This window comes from Arthrobacter sp. UYP4, from assembly GCF_057291175.1.
The window spans coordinates 1,133,141-1,151,694 of record NZ_JBXAVU010000001.1 but is presented as its reverse complement, the minus strand read 5'-3'; the positions used below and the strand labels follow the sequence as shown (position 1 = coordinate 1,151,694).

Below are 18,554 nucleotides of genomic sequence, written 5' to 3'. Positions count from 1 at the left end.
GTCCCGGGCGTCCGCCGACAGCGGCAGGGGACTAGGCGCTGCGGGCGGGCCGCTCGTGGTCCACCGGGCACACGGCACCGTCGGCATGCGTGTGGTGCAGCCGGGCGGCCGGGACCACGGCGGCGGACGCGGTGGCTCCCTCGGCGGTCGCCGGGGCGGCGGGCGCCTTCGGGGCGGCGGGCGCCTTCGGGGCGGCGGGCGCGACGTCGATCCCGTACAGGGCCTCCAGCGCGGCGGTGTAGTCGTCCTGGCGTCCCTCGGCGGCGAGTTCGCGGGCACGGACGGTCGGTACGTGCAGGAGCTGGCGGACCATGCGCCGCAGGGCGAACTCGACCTCCTCGGCAGCCGCGGTGCAGCCGTGCTGCGCCCTCACGCGTTCCATCTCGGAGTCGAGCACGGCCTGGGTGTGCTGCCGCAGCGCGACGATCGCGGCGTTCATCGCCCGGGTGTTCTGCTGCTCCTCGAAGGACCGCGCGGCCTCGCGCACGAGGTCGCCGGCCTGCGCGAGGGCGTCGGCCTGCTCCTCCGGTGCAGCTGCGCGCACGGACTCGAGGGTGATGAGCTCGACGTCGTCGAGGGTGCCGACGGCGGGATCGAAGTCGTGGCTCAGCGCCAGGTCGATGACCACGAGCGGGCGGTTGCTGCCCTCGCGGACCCGTTCGATGTCGGCGGCGTCGATGCGTGCGTCACTGCCGCTGCACCCGATGACCACGTCCGCCCGGCGCATGGCACCCGGCAGGTCCGCGGCCGCGACGGCCGTCCCGCCGCGTGTGGCCACGAACGCGTCCGCGCGTCCCGAGGACGAGAAGACGGAGATGTCGGTGCAGCCCCGATCCTTGAGCGCGGCCATCGTGGCCCCCGCGTAGGCGCCGGTGCCGAACAGCACCACGGCCTTGCCGGACCAGTCGGCGTCGTCGGAGATGTCGCCCGCCAGTTCGAGGGCGACGGAGACGATCGAACGCCCGCGGCTGCCGAGCGCGGTCTGTGCCCCGACCTCCTTCGCGGTCTTCGACGCCGCCTGGAAGAGGCGTACCAGTCCGCCGCTGGCCGCTCCCGAGCCCTGGGCCTCGGTGAGTGCGCGCCGGACCTGTCCGGCGATCTCGCGTTCCCCGATCACGGCGGAGTCCAACCCGGCGCCGACGGCGAACAGGTGTTCTGCGACGTCCTGGCCCGTGTGCGTCTCGAAGGAGGCGGACACCGACTTCTCGGGAATCCCGGAGTACTCGCTGATGGTGGAGACGATCGCGGACCGTGCGGCCTCCACGTCGTCCTCCGACGGGGCCTCCGCGTAGATCTCGAACCGGTTGCAGGTGGCGAGGACCACGGCGCCCGACACCGACCTGTCGTCGGCGAGCGCGACAGAGGGGACCTGGGGCGCCCCGACGCTCAGTCGGGCAACGGTTTCCAGGTCGACGTTCGAGTGTGTCGCTACAAGTGAAAGAAGTACCACAGCCCCTCAATCATACCGAGAACGACCCCCGTTCCCTGAATAGGTGATCCTTACCGGCGCTTGCAAACCGCGGAATCCTGCGGGATCGTGTCTCTCCACGAGCAGGTGATGTTGCCCACGCCCGGCCCGGCGCCCGGCGGCCCGGTTAACCATCGGCCGGGATCTTCGGCAGAATCTGCGGTATGGACCTTGGAGCATCGCACCCGCTGGTCGACGGACGCACGTCCGGCTCGGCCCTCATCTCCGCGTATCGCGGGCTGACTCCGCACCGCCGGCCCGTGTGGTTCATGCGCCAGGCGGGACGGTCCCTGCCCGAGTACCGTGCGCTGCGGGAGGGCACGAACATGCTCGAGTCCTGTCTGGACCCGGAGATGGCGTCCGAGATCACCCTCCAGCCCGTCCGCCGGCACGACGTCGACGCCGGCATCTTCTTCTCGGACATCGTGATCCCGCTCAAGCTGGCCGGGGTCGACGTGGACATCGTCCCCGGTGTCGGTCCCGTCCTCGGCAAGCCCATCCGGTCCGCAGCCGACGTGGCGGCTCTGCCCCGGCTGACCGAGGAGGCGCTCGAGCCCATCCGGCAGGCCGTCGCCCTCACCGTCGCCCAGCTCGGCTCCACACCGCTCATCGGATTCGCGGGTGCCCCCTTCACCCTGGCCGCCTACATGGTGGAGGGCCGGCCGTCACGCGACCACCTCGGTCCGCGCACCATGATGCACTCCGACCCGGACACGTGGCGAGCGCTGACGGAGTGGGCCGCGGATGCCTCGGGCATGTTCCTCCGCGCCCAGCTGGAGGCCGGTGCGAGCGCAGCGCAGCTGTTCGACTCGTGGGCGGGCTCGCTGGGGCTCGCCGACTACCGTCGTTCCGTCGCACCGGCGTCGCGCCGCGCCCTGGACCACGTCCGCGGCCTGGGGGCACCCCTGATCCACTTCGGCACCGGGACCTCGGAGCTGCTCGTCGCCATGCACGAGGTGGGAGTGGACGTCATCGGTGTCGACTACCGCCTGCCCCTCGACGAGGCCGGCCGTCGGCTCGGCGGGACCGTCCCCCTCCAGGGCAACATCGACCCGGCCCTGCTCCCCGCACCCTGGCCCGTCCTGGAGCAGCACGTCCGCGACGTGCTCGAGGCCGGTTCGTCGGCTCCGGGCCACGTGGTGAATCTCGGGCACGGGGTCCCGCCGGAGACGGACCCGGACGTCCTGACGCGCGTCGTCGAGCTCGTCCACTCCGTGGAGCCGTAGGCATGACGAAGCGCGGGGACCGCGACGGGGCTGCCGGGCCGCACGGGGACCCGATGGCGCAGGAGCGGGTCCCGCGGCGCCGCACCGTCGTCGTGATCGGCGGGGGCATGGCCGGCCTCGTGGGCGCCCGTATGCTCCTGCAGCGGGGCTTCCACGTGACCCTGCTCGAGCGGTCCGGCCGTTTCGGAGGGACCGTGGACGGACGCGTGCTCGGCGGTCTCCAACTGGACAGCGGTGCCGAATCCTTCTCCACCCGCTCCGCCACCGTGCCCTCGCTCGCCGAGGAACTCGGGCTGGGCGACCGCATCGTGGCCCCCGACGCGACCGGTGCCTGGGTGCAGCTCCCCGGCAAGGACCTCGCGGCCTCGGCGCAGCCGCTCCCCAGCTCCGGGGTGCTCGGCATTCCCGCGGATCCGTCGGATCCCTCCGTCACCGCGGTGATCGGCCGGGCCGGCGCCCTCCGGGCAGCCCTCGACAGGGTGCTGCCGGTGGGCCCGCTCGCGACCCGCACCAGGGTCAGCCTCGGTGAGCTCGTGCGCACCCGGATGGGGGATGAGGTCCTCACCCGCCTCGTGGCGCCCGTCGCCGGCGGCGTGTTCTCGGCGGACCCCGACGACCTCGACGTCGACTCCGTGGCACCCGGGCTGCGCGCCACCATGGGTCGCCTCGGCTCCCTGGGAGCGGCGGCCGGAGCCCTGCGGCAGGCGGCGCCGGCCGGTGCCGCGGTCGGCGGTCTCGCCGGAGGCATCGCACAGCTCCGCGACGCCCTCGTGGCGGAACTCGTCGCTGCCGGCGCCGACCTGCGCACCGGCGAGCAGGTCACGGCGATCACCCGCTCGGGTGCGGCGTGGACCGTGACGACGGAACACTCGATCCTTGCGCGACGGATCCCGGCCGACGGCGTCCTCGTCGCGACCGAGGGCCGTGCCGCCGTCGACCTCCTCGGTCCGGCCATCCCGGCGGTGGCCGGCGAGCGGCCGGACCCGGTGCCGGGCGTCGCCCTGGTCACGCTGATCGTCGACGTCCCCGAACTCGACGCCCGCCCGCGCGGCACCGGTGTGCTGGTGGCCCGCGGCGTGGAGGGAGTCGCCGCCAAGGCGCTGACGCACGCGACCGCCAAGTGGGCGTGGCTGCGCGACCAGGCCGGACCCGGCTCGCACGTGCTCCGGCTGTCCTACGGACGCGTGGGGGACACCCCGGCTGATGTCGGACTGGCCACGCCGGACGATGCCCTCTACCGCCACGCGCTCGCCGACGCCTCGTCCCTGCTCGGCGTCCCGATGCAGGAGGCGGATGTGCTCGACTGGGACGTGGTGCGCTGGGCCGGTGCCCTGCCCCACGCCTCCGTGGGTCACCGGGAGCGCGTGGCACGCATCCGTGCGCTCGTCGCCGACCAGTCGGAGTCCCTCGCCGTCACGGGCGGCTGGCTCGCCGGGACGGGCCTCGTCGCCGTGATCGACGATGCCAGGGTGCGCGCCGGCGTGCTCGCCGACGCCCTCGATGCGGCCGCTCCCGACGCCCCGATGTGACATTCCTCGCTTCTACCGCGTGTAGAAGAAGAGGATTTCGGATCGTCTCCGGACAGGGGGCAAACTAGTACCATGACTGAGCTAACCGGTAGCAGGCCCGCCCACGCTCCACAGCAGACCGGAGAGGGCGCCGACGCCCCCGGTGAGCTGTTCTACACACTCTGGACCGTCTTCCGGCGGGGAACTGCGACGACGGACTCCGGCACCCCGCTCGAGGAGGTCCTCGCCTCCTTCGAGGAAAACGGCGTGGTGCTCCGCGGTTTCTACGACGTCTCGGCCATGCGCGCCGACGCCGACATCCTGGTCTGGCTGCACGGCCCCCGCCCCGAGGCACTGCAGGCCGCGATCCGCAGGCTCCGCCGCACCGGGACGTTCGCCGGGACCTCCATGGTGTGGTCGGCGATGGGGGTCCACCGCGACGCCGAGTTCTCGAAGTCCCACAGTCCGGCCTTCTCCCGCGGGGTGGCGCCGGCCGAATGGGTCTGCGTGTACCCGTTCGTCCGGTCCTACGAGTGGTACATCCTCCCCACCGAGGAGCGCCGCGAGATGCTGACGGACCACGGCATGAAGGGCCGCAAGTACCCCCAGGTGATCTCCAACACGGTCTCATCCTTCGCCCTCAACGACTACGAATGGATCCTGGCACTCGAGGCTCCCGACCTCGTGGACCTCGTGGACCTCATGCGGTACCTCCGGGAGACGGAAGCACGCCGCCATGTCCGCGAGGAAGTGCCCTTCTACACGGGCCGGCGGATCCACCACGACGAGATAGCAGAGGTGCTCAAGTGACGACACAGGCTTTCAACCCACTCGACGGGGTCGACGCGGACGGGCGCATGGCCCCCAAGGCGTACGACGCCGTCGTGCTCGCCTCCTTCGGCGGTCCCGAGGGGCAGGACGACGTCATCCCCTTCCTGCGGAACGTCACGCGCGGCCGCGGCATCCCGGACGAGCGCCTCGAGGAGGTCTCGCACCACTACCGCGCCTTCGGCGGGGTCAGCCCCATCAACAGCCAGAACCGCGCGCTCCGCGCCGCCATGGAGGCGGAACTGCGCCGGCGCGGGATCGACCTGCCCGTCTACTGGGGCAACCGCAACTGGGAGCCCTTCATCGCGGACACGCTGCAGGAGGCCTACGACGCCGGCCACCGCAAGGTGCTCGCCGTCACCACGAGCGCCTACTCCTGCTACTCGAGCTGCCGCCAGTACCGTGAGGACCTCGGGATGGCCCTCGTGAAGACCGGCCTCGAGGGACGGCTGGAGGTGGACAAGGTCCGGCAGTACTTCGACCACCCCGGGTTCGTGGAGCCCTTCGTCGAGGGCGTGGCGGCCGGGCTCGCCACGGTCCGTGCAGGACTCGCCGAACAGGGCACGCCGGACGCGCCCGTGCACATCATGTTCTCCACCCACTCGATCCCCATGGGCGACGCCGAGGCGGCAGGACCCCGCAACGGGGAGGGCGGCCCGGCCCACGAGGAAGGCGCCTACGTGGCGCAGCACCTCGCGACCGCCCAGGCCGTGCTGGACAGGATCCCGGAGTCCGAGGGGGTCGAATGGTCGCTGGTCTACCAGTCCCGCTCGGGTGCACCGCACATCCCGTGGCTCGAGCCGGACATCAGCGACGCCCTCCGGGACCGCTACGAGAACGGGACGCGCGGGGCCGTCATCGTCCCGCTCGGATTCGTCTCCGACCACATGGAGGTGGCATGGGACCTCGACACCGAGGCGATGGAGACCTGCGGTGAACTCGGGATCGTCGCCGATCGCGTGCCCACCCCGGGCACGCACCGGAAGTTCGTCGAGGGCCTGGTCGACCTGATCCTCGAGCGGACCATCGACAACAACATCGCCGACCGCCCGTCGGCGACCGCCCTCGGCCCCTGGTACGACGTCTGCCGACCGAACTGCTGTGCCAACCGCCGCGGCGAGAAGCCGACCATCGCGGCGGTCGACTCCACCGTGGGGACGCCGCTGCCCAACCCCGGTACCGAATGACCGGGCACATCCGGGTCGGGACGCGGGGCAGCGCCCTCGCGATGACGCAGACGACGACGGTCGCGGAGCGGGTCTCGGACCTCGCAGGGCTGCCCTACGACCTCGTCCGCGTCCGCACGGAAGGGGACGTCTCCAAGGGGTCGCTCTCGCAGATCGGCGGCACCGGCGTCTTCGTCGCCGCCCTCCGGGACGCACTGCTCGAGGAGCGGTGCGACATCGCCGTGCACTCGCTCAAGGACCTGCCCACGCTCCCGGCTCCAGGGCTCACCGTGGCCTCGGTGCCCGAGCGTGAGGACGTCCGTGACGCCCTGTGCGCACGGGACGGACTGACGCTCGCCACGCTTCCCGACGGCGCACGCGTGGGCACCGGTTCCCCGCGGCGCGCCGCGCAGCTGCGGTCGGCGCGGCCGGGGCTCGAGGTCGTCGACATCCGCGGGAACGTCGACACGCGCCTCGGACGCGTCGCCGGACTCGTGATCGGTGCGCCCGGTGACCTCGACGCCGTCGTCCTCGCCGCGGCAGGACTGCGGAGGCTGGGACGCCAGGACGCCATCACGGAGCTGATCGACACCGACGTCATGCTGCCCGCGCCCGGCCAGGGCGCCCTCGCGGTCGAGTGCCGCGAGTCGGAGCCGACACCCGAGCTGCGCGGAGCCCTCGCGGACTACGACCACCTGCCGACCCGGCTCGCGGTGACCGCGGAGCGCGCGGTCCTGCTGCAGCTCGAGGCAGGCTGCGCGGCACCGATCGGCGCCCTCGCACACCTCCGCGGCGACGAGCTCGCGCTGGAGGCCGTGGTGTGCAGCCTCGACGGCCGGTCGATTCTCCGGCTCACGCGCTCGGCACCCGCGACGGACGCCGTGGCCGCCGCGCGGCTCGGGCTCGAACTCGCAGAGGAGCTGCTGGCCGCCGGCGCAGCCGACATCGCGCCGCTGAACAGCTAGGCCCGCATGACCCACGATCGGGCGCTCCCGTCGGTGATCATCCTCCGGCACCCCGAGCGGTCCGCCCGGATCGCCGATGCGCTCCGCGCGGCGGGCCTGCGTGTGTTCGCCCTGCCACTGACCGACACCGAACTGCCCGCGGACGTCGCTGCCGTCGCCGCGGAACTGGGTGCGCTCGGCAGGGGGGCGTACGAGTGGCTGGTCGTGACCAGCGGGAACGCCGTCCGGGCGCTCGAGCTCGTCGCGGCGTCCGGGCCCACGTCCCTCCCGGAGCTGGTCCGCGCGGGCGGTACGAGGGTCGCCGCCGTCGGCTCGACCACCGCGCGCCTGCTGGCGGACTACGACATCGAGGTCCACCTGGTGCCGCGGGACGCGTCGTCGGCCGGCCTGCTGGGGGAGTTCCCGCACGGTACCGGCGCGGTGCTCGTGCCGCAGGGGGACCTCGCCCCGGGGGACCTGCAGGCCGGCCTCGCCGGACGCGGCTGGGCAGTCCGTCGTGTGGAGGCCTACCGCACCGTGCCCTACCCCGCCGACGCGGCGCGGCGGGTCCCGGCGATCCAGGAGCCGGGAGTGCAGCCGCCCCTGCTGTCCCGTCGGGATCTCGCCGCGCTGGCCGCCGATGCTGTCCACCCCGCCGTCGTCTTCACGGCGCCGAGCACGGTCCGGCAGTTCCATGAAAAGCTGGGGAGCGGGCCACTCGCCTTCTTCCCGGTCGCCATCGGGCGCACGACGGCCGCAGCCCTGCGCGCGCAGGGCTGGGAGCCGGGAGCGACGGCGGCGGAACCCACACCGCAGGGGATCGCCCGGGCCGTCCGGGAGGCCTTCTCCCGGGCCGAACCCACCTACCTGCACCCGCACCACTGAACGGAGATCAGCCATGAGTTTCCCCCAGCACCGCCCGCGGAGGCTGCGCTCGACGCCGGCCATGCGACGCATGGTCGCCGAGTACCGTGTCCATCCGTCCGAGCTGATCCTGCCCGCCTTCATCCGGGAAGGACTCGACGAGCCTGTTCCCATCCTGTCCATGCCCGGCGTGGTGCAGCACACCACGGACTCCCTCAGGCGCGCGGCGTCGGAAGCCGTGGAGCGCGGCGTCGGCGGCATCATGCTCTTCGGCATCCCCGCGCAACGTGATGCGACGGGCAGCGCGGGCATCGACCCGGACGGCGTCCTGAACCGCGCGATCGCGGATGTCCGCTCCGAGGTGGGCGACGCCCTCGTCGTGATGAGTGACGTGTGCCTCGACGAGTTCACGGATCACGGGCACTGCGGCGTCCTCGCGGCCGACGGCTCCGTGGACAACGACGCGACGCTCGGACTCTATGCGCAGATGGCCGTGGAGCAGGCGAGGGCCGGTGCGCATGTCCTCGGCCCGTCGGGCATGATGGACGGCCAGGTGGCCGTCATCCGCCAGGCGCTCGACGAGGCCGGGCACCAGGACACCGCGGTGCTCGCCTACGCGGCGAAGTACGCCTCCGCGTTCTACGGACCGTTCCGCGAGGCCGTCGACTCCCAGCTCACGGGTGACCGCCGGACCTACCAGATGGACGCGGCGAACCGCCGGGAAGCGATCCTCGAGGTCGAGCTCGACCTCGAGGAGGGCGCCGACATGGTGATGGTCAAACCGGCCATGAGCTACCTGGACATCCTGGCCGACGTCGCAGAGATGTCGCCCGTCCCCGTCGCCGCCTACCAGATCTCGGGGGAGTACGCGATGATCGAGGCCGCGGCCGCCAACGGCTGGATCGACCGCCGCCGCGCCATCGAGGAGTCCGTGCTTGGCATCAAGCGCGCCGGCGCACAGATGATCCTCACCTACTGGGCCTCGGAGCTCGCGCTCTGGCTCGACGAGACCGACCACTAGAACCAGCCAAGGACCGTCATGACGACTTCTGAGAACCTGTACGAACGCGCCCGCGCCCTCATGCCCGGCGGCGTCAATTCGCCCGTGCGGGCCTTCGGGTCCGTCGGCGGTACCCCGCGCTTCCTCGTCGACGCCCACGGGGCCTACGTCACCGACGCCGACGGCACGGAGTACGTGGACCTCGTCTGCTCGTGGGGACCGGCCCTGCTCGGGCATTCCCACCCGGACGTCATCGCGGCCGTCCATCGCGCCGTCGACCACGGACTCACCTTCGGTGCCTCGACGCCCGCCGAGGCGGACCTCGCCCAGCTGGTGAAGGAACGCGTGCCCGCCGTCGAACTCCTGCGCATGGTGTCCACCGGTACCGAGGCCACCATGACGGCGGTACGCCTGGCGCGCGGCTTCACGTCGCGCAACCTGATCGTGAAGTTCGCCGGGTGCTACCACGGGCACGTGGACAGCCTCCTCGCGTCCGCCGGTTCCGGCGTGGCGACCCTCGCGCTGCCCGGTTCGGCCGGTGTCACGGAGGCCACGACGGCGGAGACCCTCGTCCTGCCCTACAACGACGTCGAGGCCGTCGAGGAGGCATTCCGCACGCACGGCGAGCGTATCGCCGCCGTCATCACGGAAGCGGCCCCCGCGAACATGGGGGTCGTGACCCCGGCTCCCGGTTTCAACGCCTTCCTCAGCCGCATCACCTCCGAGCACGGGGCCCTGTTCATCGTGGACGAGGTCATGACCGGATTCCGCACGCATGCCGGTGGCTACTGGAAGCTCACCGGAGGGGCGGACGACGCGGAGCACCCGTGGACGCCCGACCTGCTGACCTTCGGCAAGGTGATCGGCGGCGGCATCCCCGCGGCGGCGCTCGGCGGTCGCGCGGACGTGATGAACTACCTCGCTCCGATCGGCCCGGTCTACCAGGCCGGCACCCTGTCCGGCAACCCGATCGCCATGGCGGCAGGCGTCGCCACCCTCACGGCGGCCACGCAGGACGTCTACCGGCACGTCGACGCCCGCTCGCTCGAGGTGGGCGACGCCCTGTCGGCGGAACTGTCGAAGGCCGGCGTCGACCACTCGATCCAGCGGGCGGGGAACCTCTTCAGCGTCGCGTTCGGCACCGCCGAGCACGGCGTGTGGAACTACGCCGACGCGCAGGGACAGGAGGCGTTCCGCTACGGGCCGTTCTTCCACTCCATGCTCGACTCGGGCGTGTACCTGCCGCCCTCGGTGTACGAGGCCTGGTTCCTCTCCGCGGCGCACGACGACGCGGCGATGGAGCGCATCCACGCTGCGCTTCCCGCGGCGGCGCGGGCGGCAGCCGAGGCCGTCCCGGTCGACTAGCCCGGCGGTCAGGCGGGAGTGGCCACCGGATGCAGCGGCGGAGTCGCGGCGTCGGTGGGCCGGACAGTCTCGAGGGCGGGTCCGACAGCGTGTCCGGCAGGCTCGACGCCGGGTACGTCGGGCTCGACGACCGGCCAGGCCCGTTCGATCACCGCGGTCGGTTCCGTCCGGCGCAGGTACTCCTCGAAGCCGGCGGCCTGACGTTCGGCCCAGCCGATCAGCGCAGTGTGGAGCTCGACGGCGGGCCGGCGCAGGAAGGCGTACCGTTCGGCGAGGACCCTCGCCACCTGCAGCGTCGCGAGGACGTCGGCCGCGGAGGTGTGGGCGTTCTCGAACCGGATGCCGTAGTGCTCGCAGAGCGCCGTCAGCGTCCGTTTGCCGCGCCGGTAACGATCCGCCTGCTTGTCCAGGATGAACGGATCGATCACCGGCATGGGAGGGGGGACCGCCACGGCGTGGCGGCGGCCCTCCTGCGCGAGCACCGTGAAGTCGTACCGCGCGTTGAAGGCGAGGACGGGCACGCCGGCGGTGAAGAGCCGGGCGAGGACCGCGGCGATGCCGCGGACCACCTCGGCGGCGGGCAGGCCGTTCGCCCGGGCGTGGGCCGTCGTGACCCCGTGGATCGCAGCGGCGTCGTCCGGGATCTCGATGCCCGGATCCGCCAGCCACTCGTGGTGCTCGAGCACCTCCCCGGCGCCGTCGACGAGCACGATGGTCGCGGTGACGACCCGGGCCGTCAGCGGGTCCCGTCCCGTCGTCTCGAGGTCGAAGGCGGCCCTCGGACACTCATGCCAGCTGGTCATGGCCCCACGGTACCGGCGGGGTCCGACCAAACGGCCCCGGCGCCCCGTTCCGCGGGCCGGGCTAGGGTTGGCGGATGCAGCCACGAGTCCATGGCGTCGCTCCTGCCCGCAGCGACGCCGTCGTCCCCGGTCCTGTGCACCGCCGGCACGGTGATCCGGCGGTGTACGCGGAGGCGGTCCTGCGCATCGCCGAGCTGATCCCGCAGGGCATGGTCCTGACCTACGGCGACGTCGCCGAACTGTTGGAGGCGGGCGGGCCGCGCCAGGTGGGGAGGGCGTTGTCGCGCAGCACCCGCGCCGTCCCGTGGTGGCGCGTCCTCCGGGCCGGAGGGCTGCCGCCCCGCGGACTGGAACTGGAGGCCCGTGCACGCTACGACGCCGAGGGCACCCCTCTGTCGGTGCCGTCGGTGCCGTCGGACCCGGGGGACTACCGCGTCGACCTGGGGCGTGCGCGGTGGTCGCCGTCCGGCGGGGAACTGGCCCTGGTGGCCGCTGTCGGTGCGTCCCTGAGCCACGCCGGGCAGTAATGCAGGACACCCCCGCGCATGCCCTCGATTGTCCGTGGGATGTGATGGTCTAGGACCATGACCAGCACGCTCCATGACGCCCCGACGGCGTCCTCCGGCGCTACCGTCGCCGGGCCCGCAGCGGACCCGGCGGACGGCTACGACGCCGTCATCGAGTCGCTGCGGGACGTCTCCGGCCAGGTCCTGGTCCTCGGCGCCCCCGGGAGCGGGAAGTCCTCGCTGCTCACGGACCTCGCGGTCCTGCGGATCGGGGAGGGGCGCGTGGATCCCGAGGGGCTCCTCCTCCTCGGCCCCACGCGTGCCGCCGCGACGAGGCTCCGCGACGAGCTCACCGCCAAGCTCGAGCGCAGCATCAGCACCGCCCCTGCCCGCACCTGGGCCTCCTACGCCTTCGATCTCATCCGCCGCGCCCGGGCCGAGGGCCGCACCCCCGCCATCACGAGGCCGCCCCGGCTCCTGTCCGGGGCCGAGCAGGACCTCATCATCAAGGAACTCCTCTCGGGGCACGGACGCGACGGAGCCCCCGAGCTCGCCTGGCCCGCGAGCCTGGCCCTCGCGCTGCCGACGCGGGGCTTCCGGCAGGAGATCCGCGACCTGTTCGACCGCGTGAGCGAGTACGGCGTGCAGGCCGACGACCTGGCGGCCTGGGGCGAGCGGTTCGACCGGCCGGACTGGGTGGCGGCGGCCGCGCTGTACCGCGAATACCGCGACGTCCTCGACCTCCGCATGCCCGAGGCCTTCGACCCGGCGGGCATCCTCACGGCGGCACGGGAGCTCCTCGAGACCGACCGCGACTTCCTCGACAGGGAGCGCAGACGCCTGCAGCTCGTGCTCGTCGACGACTACCAGGAGGCGAATCCCGCCGTCCACGCACTGCTGGGCCTCATCGGAGCGGGCAAGGACGTCGTCGTCACCTCCTGCCCCGACACCGTGGCACAGGGCTTCCGCGGAGCCCGTCCCGAACTGACCGGGCGTCTCTCCACCCTCTTCCGGCGGGGCGGCGGCCTGACGACGGTGACCCTGCCCGCGTCGCTCACGCTGCACGGCCGGCTGGCCGAGGCCTGGAGCAACGTCGCCGCGCGCATCTCGACCACGGGCGTGAGCACCGCCTACCGGTCCCAGCCGCACCGGCCGGAGGACGCCGACGCGGACGCGGACGCGGACGCCCGGCAGCATCTACGCCAGGACGCCGCGCCCGACGACGTGACGGCGGGGCGCGGGGCGCCCGGCCCGACGGTGTCCGCCCATGTGCTCGACAGCGCCTTCCACGAGCAGCGCTTCGTCACGCAGCGGGTGCTCGAGGCCCATCTGTTCGGCGGACGCAGCCTCGACGACATCGCCGTCATCGTCCGGAACGGCGCACAGGTGTCCGCGGTGCAGCGCTTCCTGACGGCGCAGGGCATCGCCGTCAACGTGCCCGCGGCGGAGACGGCCATCCGGGAGGAACCCGCCGTCCGTCCGCTGCTGGACCTGTACGCGGTGGTCGTGGGACGCGGTGAGCTCGACACCGAGCTGTGCATCTCGCTGCTCACGTCGCGTATCGGCGGCGCGGGCAGCCTGGACCTCCGACGCCTCCGCCAGGTCCTGCGGCGTACGGAACTGCAGCAGGGCGGGGGCCGCACGAGCGACGAGCTCCTGACAGCCCTGTTCGCCTCGCCCGAGGAGATCGCCGCGCTGCCCTCCGAGGGTGCCCCCGTGCGGCGCCTGCACCGGATGCTGGACGCGGGGAGGGCGGCGGCCGCCGATCCCGGGAGCGATCCGGAGACCGTCCTGTGGGCGCTCTGGTCGGCCTCCGGCCTCGCGCAGCAGTGGTCGGGCGCGGCCCTGTCGGAGGGCCCGTCGTCGACCCGCGCCGATCGGGACCTGGACGCGATGATGGCCCTGTTCCACACGGCGGAACGCTTCGTCGAACAGATGCCGGGTGCGGATCCGGGCCTGTTCCTCGACTACATCCTCAGCCAGGACATCCCCATGGACACCCTCGCGCAGCGCACCACCCGCCAGGCCTCGGTGTCGGTGCTCACGCCCGCGAGTGCGGCCGGTCGTCACTGGCCCCTCGTGATCGTCGCCGGTGTGCAGGACGGTGTCTGGCCGAACCTCAGGCTGCGCGGCGAGCTCCTCGGATCCGGTGAGCTACGCGCGCTGCTCGACTACGGCGAGTCGTTCCGGAGCAACCGGGACCCCGTGTCCCTGCTGCAGGACATCCGTTTCGACGAGTTGCGCACCTTCTCCCTCGCCGTGTCCCGCGCCACCCAGGAGCTGGTGTGCTGCGCGGTCGCGTCCCAGGACGAGCAGCCGTCCCAGTTCCTCGACGTCCTGGATCCGCTTCCTCCCGGCACCGCCGAGCGGGCACGGACCGAGGTCCTGCGACCGGTCACGCTGCGCGCCCTCGTCGCCGAGCTGCGCAAGTTCGCCCAGGACCCGCAGGCCGGCGCCGCACTGTCCGGCGAGGCGGTCCGGCATCTCGGCCGGATGGCGGTCCTCGAGCCGCCGGTACCGGGTGCGCACCCGGCCCAGTGGTGGGGCGTCCTGGACCTGAGCAGCGAGGAGCCGGTCGTCCCAGAGGACCAGCCCATCCCCGTGTCGCCCTCGAAGGTCGAATCGGTCCTCACCTCACCCCTGAGCTGGTTCGTGTCCGCGGCCGGAGGGGAGCGGACCACGGACTTCGCACGGTCCCTCGGGACGCTCGTGCACCAGATCGCGCAGGACATGCCGGAGGCGAGCGGTACCGAGTACGTCCGGGAACTCGAACGGCGCTGGCCGCAGCTCGGCATGAAGGATTCGTGGGAGGGCCAGTCCGACTTCCGGCGGGCCGAGGGCATGGTGCGGAAGCTGGCGGCGTACGTGCTGTGGATGCGGCAGGCGGGCAGGTCGCTGCAGGCGACCGAGGTCGACTTCTCCGTGGACCTCGACATGAGGATCGGGGGTGCGGACAGGATCGCCCGCCTGCGCGGCCAGATCGACCGGTTGGAACTCGACGCCGACGGCAGGTTCGTGGTCGTCGACCTGAAGACGGGGAAGAGCGCACCCGTCGGCGCGGACATCGCCCGTCATCCGCAGCTCGCGGCCTACCAGACCGCCGTCGCCTCGGGCGCCCTGCTCGACACCCCGGACGGGGACGCTGGCAACGGGCCGGCCGATGGCGGTGCGACGGCCGGTCCCGGGTCCCGGGAGCCGGGTGGTGCGTCCCTCGTGCAGCTGGGGACCAAGGCGAAGGGGATCTCCGTCCAGGAACAGCCACCCGTGGGTCCCGAGGACGCGTGGGCGCGGACCATGATCGAGGACGCCGCCGTCCTCATGGCGGCGGCGACCTTCGACACCATCCACGACCCACGCCGCTCGGGCTTCGGCGGGAGCGGCTGTCGCCTGCCGGAGATCTGTCCGCTGTGTGAAGAGGGAAAGCAGGTGACGCAGTGACGGCCGAGCCGCGTGCGACCCCGACCTATTCGGCCCGGCGGCTGGCCGAACTGCTCCATGCCGACCCGGATGCCCCGGTCCAGTACCCGACGGAGGACCAGGCCCGCGTCATCGAGGCTCCGCTGGAGCCACTCCTCGTCATCGCCGGAGCCGGTTCGGGCAAGACCAAGACGATGGCGGACAGGGTCGTCTGGCTCGTCGCCAACAACCTCGTGCGGCCCGAGCAGATCCTCGGTGTCACCTTCACCCGCAAGGCGGCGGGTGAGCTCGCGTCCCGCGTCCGGCAGCGGCTCGCGCAACTTTATACGGCACTCGCCCACGACGATCGCGACACCGCAGGCGGGGATGCGCTCGACCGGCTCGATCCCGCCATCTCCACCTACCACTCCTTCGCGAACGGCATCGTCCAGGACTACGGCCTGCGCATCGGGGTCGAGCGGGATTCGGTCATGCTCGGCACGGCCCAGTCCTGGCAGCTCGCCCACTCCGTCGTGGAGGCGTACGACGGCGAGTGGGAACACTTCACGGCCGCCAAGAGCACGCTCGTGAAGGCGGTGCTCGACATGGCCGGCGAGTGCGCGGAGCACCTCGTCACGCCCGGGACCGTCCGGGACGAGCTCCGTCGCCACATCGATCACGTCGTCGCCCAGCCTTACGTCGCAGGGTCCACCAGGGCCGCCACGCAGAAGGTGCAGGAGCTGCTCGACAAGCTGCGCACCCGCGTCACCGTGACGGAACTCGCGGAGCGCTACGCCGCCGCCAAGCTCGCGCGCCGCCAGCTCGACTTCGGCGACCTGGTCTCCCTTGCAGCGCGGATCGCCCGGGACATACCGGAGGCCGGGAGGATGGAGCGCGAGAAGTACAGGGTGGTACTGCTCGACGAGTTCCAGGACACCTCCCACGCCCAGATGGTGCTGTTCTCGAGGCTCTTCGCGGACGGTCGTTCCGTCACCGCCGTGGGCGATCCCCACCAGTCGATCTACGGCTTCAGGGGAGCGTCGGCGGGACAGCTGGCCACCTTCCGTACTGCGTTTCCGCGGGTGACCGGGGAAGGGCGGGCACCGTCGGAGGTGGCCCACCTGTCGGTCGCGTGGCGTAACTCGACCTCGATCCTCGAGGCGGCGAACACGGTGTCGGCGCCCCTGAACGTGCCCGCACCATGGCTCCGCAACACCACGGTCCAGCAGGTCCCCGGACTCGTCGCGCGCCCCGGGGCGCCCCTGGGTGAGGTGACGTTGGGGCGTTTCCTCACCGATGCCCCCGTCGGGGGCGCCGACGCCGCCGAGGAGGCGGGATCGCCTGCCGGCCCGGCGGCCCCGTCCACCCTGAGCGAGGCGGAGGCGGTGACGCAGGAGGTCCTGCGCCAGCGCCGCCGGAGCTTCGAGACCGACGACGCCGGGAACCCCCTCCGCCCGACGATGGCCGTGCTGTGCAGGGGACGCAAACAGTTCGAGCCGATTCGTCGGGAACTGGAGCGTGCGGGCGTCCCGGTCCAGGTGGTGGGCCTCGGCGGCCTGCTGCGGACCCCCGAGATCGTCGACCTGCTGGCCACCCTCAGGGTGCTGGGCGACCCCGACCGCTCGGACTCGATGCTGCGGCTCCTGGCGGGAGCACGATGGCGGCTGGGACCGGCAGACCTCATGGCACTGGGCGACTGGTCGAGGCAGCTCGCCCGTACCCGCGAAGCGATGTTCAGGCGCGGCGACGCCGCAGGGGAGGAACTCGACGACGACCAGAGCCGGGACGCCGTCGTCGCACCGGACCTGGCCGAGGCCGGCAGCCTGGTGGAGGCCGTCGACCACCTCCCGCCGGCCGGGTGGGTGTCCTCCTCCGGCCGGACGCTGAGTGATCCCGCGCGACGGCGGCTCGATGCCCTCCGGCGAGAACTGCGCGCCCTCCGCAGCTTCGTGGGTGACGACCTCGGCAGCATGATCGGTGAGGTGGAGCGCACCATCCTCCTGGACATCGAGGTGGCCGCCAAGCCGGGGGTGAGCATCCACGAGGCACGCCGTAACCTCGATGCTTTCACGGAGGCCGTCGCCGGATTCGTCTCCACCGCCGAGCGGGTCGACCTCCCGGCATTCCTCGCATGGCTCGAAGCGGCGGACCAGGAGGAGGACGGGCTGCCCGTAGCGCAGCTCGAGGCGAGCAGGGACGCGGTGCAGCTGCTGACGGTCCATGCCTCGAAAGGGCTGGAGTGGGACGTCGTGTTCGTGCCGGGACTCAACGAGGGTTCCTTCCCGAGCGGGAAGGACTCGCGCTGGAGCAGCGGGGACTCCTCGATCCCGTGGCCGCTGCGCGGCGACGCTGCCGAGCTGCCGCACTGGGACTGGGAGCAGCAGGACCAGAAGGAGTGGCTCGCCAGCGAGAAGGACTTCACGGAGGAAGCCAGGGCGCATGCGGAACGGGAGGAACGCCGGCTCGCCTACGTGGCGTTCACGCGGGCCAAGCACGCCCTGGTCTGCACATCCTCGGCCTGGGGCGGCGGACGGTCCAAACCCTCGGCTCCCTCGGCCTACCTGAACGATCTGGTGACCCTCGCGGAGGCCGGTGCCGCGGGTTACACCCTGCCGCACTGGCTGCAGGAGGAGCACCAGGGCGACACGAACCCGGCCAATGCCCGGCCGGAACGGGCGAGCTGGCCCTTCGACCCGCTCGGGCCCCGGCGGGGCTCGATGGAACGCGCCGCACAGGCCGTCCTGGAGCAGGCCGCAGCCCCCACGCTGGAGGTCGACGTCGATGGGGGGCGGTGGGGTCGGGAGGTCCGCCTCGCACTGGCGCGGCAGGCCCGCGAACGCGAACGGTTGCCGCTCACGCTGCCGTCCCACATCTCCGCATCCACCCTCGTGGAGCTCCGGGAAGATCCCGAGGCGGTCATGCAGCAGCTGCGGCGCCCGCTCCCGCGCCGGCCCGGTACGGCGGCCCGCAAGGGGACGGCGTTCCATGCCTGGATCGAGGAGTTCTACGGGTCCGGCGGCATGCTCGACCTCGGGGAGTACCCGGGCGGGGCGGACGCCTATGTGGACGAGACACTCGGCCTGAAGGACATGGCCGCCATCTTCGAGAGGTCCGAGTGGGCCCTCCGTGAACCCGCCGCCATCGAGGCCCCCATCGAGACGAAGATCGGCAGCATCGTGGTGCGCGGCCGGATTGATGCCGTCTTCCGCGATTCCGACGGCGGATGGGACCTGATCGACTGGAAGACCGGCCGCCCGCCCTCCCCGGACCGCCGCGCTGCCAAGGCCGTGCAGTTGGCCGTGTACCGCCTGGCCTGGTCGAGGCTGAAGGAGGTGCCGCTCGACACGGTCCGGGCGGCCTTCTTCTACGTCGCCGACAACCTCGTCGTGCGCCCGCACGACCTCGCGGACGCAGCGGAGCTCGAAGCCATCATCGCAGCGGCGGACACGGCGGCGGGCTCCTGACCCTCAGGCCGGGGAG

The 18,554-nt window shown here is 72.4% G+C and carries 13 protein-coding genes; 11 read left to right on the top strand and 2 right to left on the bottom strand.

What is annotated here, in order from left to right; translation table 11 throughout:
* Positions 1-31: 31 nt before the first annotated feature.
* Positions 32-1,450: a glutamyl-tRNA reductase gene (locus tag AC0Z9V_RS05325; protein WP_485140937.1), complete on the bottom strand. Its 1,419-nt coding sequence runs from the start codon at positions 1,448-1,450 to the stop codon at positions 32-34.
* A 182-nt stretch (positions 1,451-1,632) separates the two neighbouring features.
* Here AC0Z9V_RS05325 and hemE point away from each other — a divergent pair, with 182 nt between their 5' ends.
* The 8 genes from hemE (at position 1,633) to hemL (ending at position 10,369) form a co-directional block, all read left to right on the top strand.
* A complete protein-coding gene (hemE, locus tag AC0Z9V_RS05320; protein WP_485140936.1) occupies positions 1,633-2,694 on the top strand; it encodes a uroporphyrinogen decarboxylase in 1,062 nt (353 codons plus the stop codon).
* 2 nt (positions 2,695-2,696) lie between these two features.
* Positions 2,697-4,223 carry a protoporphyrinogen oxidase gene (gene hemG, locus AC0Z9V_RS05315; RefSeq protein WP_485140935.1) on the top strand — a complete coding sequence of 509 codons (1,527 nt, stop codon included), beginning with the start codon at positions 2,697-2,699 and terminating at the stop codon, positions 4,221-4,223.
* A 72-nt stretch (positions 4,224-4,295) separates the two neighbouring features.
* A complete protein-coding gene (gene hemQ / locus AC0Z9V_RS05310; RefSeq protein WP_485140934.1) occupies positions 4,296-5,012 on the top strand; it encodes a hydrogen peroxide-dependent heme synthase in 717 nt (238 codons plus the stop codon).
* Positions 5,013-5,059: 47 nt separating this feature from the next.
* Positions 5,060-6,217, top strand: a complete 1,158-nt coding sequence (locus tag AC0Z9V_RS05305; RefSeq protein WP_208741747.1) for a ferrochelatase — start codon at positions 5,060-5,062, stop codon at positions 6,215-6,217.
* Complete coding sequence (gene hemC, locus AC0Z9V_RS05300) at positions 6,214-7,161, top strand: hydroxymethylbilane synthase (protein ID WP_133080970.1); 948 nt, start codon at positions 6,214-6,216, stop codon at positions 7,159-7,161. Before AC0Z9V_RS05305 ends, hemC begins: the two co-directional genes overlap by 4 nt.
* Before the next feature lie 6 nt (positions 7,162-7,167).
* Positions 7,168-8,025: a uroporphyrinogen-III synthase gene (locus AC0Z9V_RS05295; protein ID WP_208741582.1), complete on the top strand. Its 858-nt coding sequence runs from the start codon at positions 7,168-7,170 to the stop codon at positions 8,023-8,025.
* 13 nt (positions 8,026-8,038) lie between these two features.
* A complete protein-coding gene (hemB, locus tag AC0Z9V_RS05290) occupies positions 8,039-9,025 on the top strand; it encodes a porphobilinogen synthase (protein ID WP_485140933.1) in 987 nt (328 codons plus the stop codon).
* A gap of 18 nt (positions 9,026-9,043) precedes the next feature.
* Entirely contained in the window at positions 9,044-10,369 is a 1,326-nt protein-coding gene (gene hemL / locus AC0Z9V_RS05285; protein ID WP_133080967.1) for a glutamate-1-semialdehyde 2,1-aminomutase, read from the top strand.
* A gap of 8 nt (positions 10,370-10,377) precedes the next feature.
* On the opposite strand, the gene AC0Z9V_RS05280 is transcribed toward hemL, so the two are convergent.
* On the bottom strand, positions 10,378-11,172 hold the full coding sequence (locus AC0Z9V_RS05280; RefSeq protein ID WP_459290473.1) for a 3'-5' exonuclease: 795 nt from the start codon (positions 11,170-11,172) through the stop codon (positions 10,378-10,380).
* 74 nt (positions 11,173-11,246) lie between these two features.
* On the opposite strand from AC0Z9V_RS05280, the gene AC0Z9V_RS05275 reads away from it, so the two are divergent.
* Genes AC0Z9V_RS05275 through AC0Z9V_RS05265 form a run of 3 tightly spaced genes read left to right on the top strand, consistent with a single transcriptional unit; the run spans position 11,247 to position 18,538 of the window.
* Positions 11,247-11,699, top strand: a complete 453-nt coding sequence (locus tag AC0Z9V_RS05275; RefSeq protein ID WP_485140932.1) for an MGMT family protein — start codon at positions 11,247-11,249, stop codon at positions 11,697-11,699.
* A 57-nt stretch (positions 11,700-11,756) separates the two neighbouring features.
* Positions 11,757-15,116 (top strand): ATP-dependent helicase, encoded by a 3,360-nt coding sequence (locus AC0Z9V_RS05270; protein ID WP_485140931.1) that lies wholly within the window; start codon positions 11,757-11,759, stop codon positions 15,114-15,116.
* On the top strand, positions 15,113-18,538 hold the full coding sequence (locus AC0Z9V_RS05265) for an ATP-dependent helicase (RefSeq protein ID WP_485140930.1): 3,426 nt from the start codon (positions 15,113-15,115) through the stop codon (positions 18,536-18,538). The genes AC0Z9V_RS05270 and AC0Z9V_RS05265 overlap by 4 nt, the downstream gene beginning before the upstream one ends.
* The last annotated feature ends 16 nt before the right edge of the window (positions 18,539-18,554 follow it).